At 64.9% G+C, this 2,610-nt stretch carries 4 protein-coding genes; 1 reads left to right on the top strand and 3 read right to left on the bottom strand.

All coding sequences use genetic code 11. The annotated features are described in order from the left end of the window. Positions 1–328: DUF3817 domain-containing protein (locus A2J01_RS18515; protein WP_064113280.1), on the top strand; the 328-nt coding region annotated here is incomplete at its 5' end. Between the two features lie 62 nt (positions 329–390). On the opposite strand, the gene rdgB is transcribed toward A2J01_RS18515, so the two are convergent. From rdgB to A2J01_RS18500, 3 genes are read right to left on the bottom strand one after another with little or no spacing between them, the layout of a single operon-like run. Further along, a complete protein-coding gene (gene rdgB, locus A2J01_RS18510) occupies positions 391–999 on the bottom strand; it encodes an RdgB/HAM1 family non-canonical purine NTP pyrophosphatase (protein ID WP_003945370.1) in 609 nt (202 codons plus the stop codon). Between the two features lie 3 nt (positions 1,000–1,002). Further along, positions 1,003–1,788: a ribonuclease PH gene (gene rph, locus A2J01_RS18505; RefSeq protein ID WP_003945332.1), complete on the bottom strand. Its 786-nt coding sequence runs from the start codon at positions 1,786–1,788 to the stop codon at positions 1,003–1,005. Positions 1,789–1,840: 52 nt separating this feature from the next. Continuing rightward, positions 1,841–2,599 carry a cyclic nucleotide-degrading phosphodiesterase gene (locus A2J01_RS18500; protein ID WP_007733274.1) on the bottom strand — a complete coding sequence of 253 codons (759 nt, stop codon included), beginning with the start codon at positions 2,597–2,599 and terminating at the stop codon, positions 1,841–1,843. Between the last annotated feature and the right edge of the window lie 11 nt (positions 2,600–2,610).

Here is a 2,610-nt window from a genome sequence, read left to right as displayed (position 1 = left end):
GCAGAAGAAGGTTGCGTCGGCGCTGGTCCGATACCGCGTTCTCGCCTGGATCACCGGCCTCTGGCTGCTGTTCCTGACCGGTGAGATGGTCTACAAGTACCTGATTCTCGACAATTCGGCGGACGCACCCTCGTGGTTGTTCTACATCGGCCAGATCCACGGCCTGTTCTACATGCTCTACCTCGTGTTCACGATCGACTTGGCGATCAAGGCTCGGTGGAAGCCCGGTACGACGGTTGCCACCGCGCTCGCCGGCACGATCCCGTTCCTGTCGTTCGTGTTCGAGCACAAGCGAACTGCCCAGGTGAAGCAGGCTTACCAGCTCTGAGAGTTTCAAAAAGTGGAGCCCTGAACGCAGACGCGTTCAGGGCTCCACTTTTCGGATTCGGTTCAGCCGGCCAGTGCCGCCAGCGCGGGAACGAGCTGTACGAGCGCGCGCCCTCGATGTGACGCCGCATCCTTCTCGGCCGGGGTGAGTTCTGCGGCCGAGCGGGTGTCGCCGTCCGGACGGAAGATGGGGTCGTATCCGAAGCCGCCGTCGCCGGCTGGTTCGCGGCCGATCACCCCGCGCCATTCGCCGCGCACGACGGTCTCGTCGCCGCCGGGGATCACCAGTGCACAGGCGGAGACGAACGCCGCGCCTCGACGCTCGTCTGGCACGTCTCCCAGCTGAGCCAGGACCAGAGCCGTGTTGGCGCCGTCGTTTCCGTGAGTGCCCGACCATCGCGCGGACAGCACGCCGGGCATACCGTTGAGTGCGTCGATCTCGACACCGGAATCGTCTGCGATGCAGGGCATTCCGGTTGCAGCTGCTCCGTCACGCGCTTTGGCGAGCGCATTCTCCTCGAACGTCGCTCCGGTCTCGGGGGCTTCGGGGAACGGCGGGACCTCGTCGAGCCCGACCAGTTCGATTCCGCTCACTCCGGCGGCGTCGAGCACCCGGTGAAGTTCCTTCAGTTTCTTGGCATTTCGGCTGGCAACCAGTACTCGTACGCTCACAGCTCAGGCACCGAACTTCTTCTTGGGTTCCGGATTCTTCGGTTCGGGTAGCACCCCGGGATACGGCTCGGCCAACGCTTGACGCTGGATCTCGAAAAGTTGCTCACAACCAGCCAGAGCGGAGTCGAGCAGCTTGTCCAGCGTCGAGCGTGGGAAGGTGGCGCCCTCACCGGTTCCCTGGATTTCCACCAGCGTGCCGGTATCGGTGGCCACGACATTCATGTCGACCTCGGCGCGCGAATCCTCTTCGTACGGAAGATCGAGGCGCACTCGTCCGTCCACGACGCCGACGCTGACGGCCGCTATGCCACACGAGATGGGCTGCGGGTCGGAGAGCAGGTCGGCTGCGCGCAGGTACGTCACGGCGTCGACCAGGGCTACGTATGCCCCCGTCACTGCCGCGGTGCGGGTGCCGCCGTCGGCTTGGAGGACATCACAGTCGAGGGCGATGGTGTTCTCACCGATTGCCGCGAGATCGATGCACGCTCGAAGTGATCGGCCGATGAGTCGACTGATCTCCTGCGTGCGGCCGCCGACCTTGCCCTTGACCGATTCGCGGCCACTGCGTGTGTGCGTGGCGGCGGGAAGCATCGCGTATTCGGCTGTCAGCCAACCCAAGCCGGAGCCCTTGCGCCAGCGGGGTACACCCTCTTCGACGCTGGCCGTGCACATGACGCGAGTGTTCCCGAACTCGACCAGAACGGATCCGGCCGGGTGACTGGTGAACCCGCGGGTGATCTTGACCGTGCGGAGCTCGTCGTCCGCCCTACCGTCTTCTCGTGTAGTCACCTTCGTGAGCCTAGCGGTCGCCCGGTGAGCGCTGCACCGAATGTGAGGGGAATCAGATGTCGTAGACACTTCCGGCGGAGACGGCATGGACCGGTCCGGAGAATTCGGATTTCGCTTCGGCGATCACGTCTTCACGCGATGTCCACGGCGGGATGTGCGTTAGGAGAAGTTCCTTGACGCCGGCGAGCGCAGCCACACGGCCGGCTTCCTTACCGGAGAGGTGAACTCCCTCGGGGCGATCCGGACTGTCGGTCCACGACGCTTCGGAGAGCAACACGTCTGCACCACGCGCGAGTTCGACGACGTTGTCGCACATTCCGGTGTCGCCTGTATAGACGAGGACGCGGCCGTCGGCGCCGGTGATCCGGAAACCGTAAGCCTCGGGTGGATGATTCATCCGGCGGGCGACGACGCTCAGTTCACCGAACGTCACCGGCTCGTTCTCGGCCCAGAGCCGGACGTCGATGGTGTCGGAGATGTCGTCCATCTCGCCGGCGCACTCGGCGGAGGACACTCCGATGCGGCACGCGGTGTCGGTGGGGCCGTAAACCAGAGCCCTACCGACCGGCGGGTTGGGGTGATAGCGACGCCAGACGAGCAGGCCGGGCATGTCGAGACAGTGGTCCGCATGAAGGTGCGAAAGCAGGATCGTCACCTCGCCCGGATCGGCGTATCGCTGCAACGCCCCAAGAACTCCCGGGCCGAAGTCGATCACGAGCGGCGGAGTTCCCGGTGCCGTGAGCAGGTATCCCGAAGCCGGTGAATCCGGACCCGTGACGCTGCCGGAACACCCCAGGACGGTCATGCGCATACCGGTCATGC

The sequence above is a fragment of the Rhodococcus sp. EPR-134 genome, from assembly GCF_001647205.1.
GTDB lineage: Bacteria > Actinomycetota > Actinomycetes > Mycobacteriales > Mycobacteriaceae > Rhodococcus_F > Rhodococcus_F qingshengii.
The sequence above is the reverse complement of the archived record's forward strand: the minus strand, read 5'-3'. Positions and strand labels throughout refer to the sequence as shown.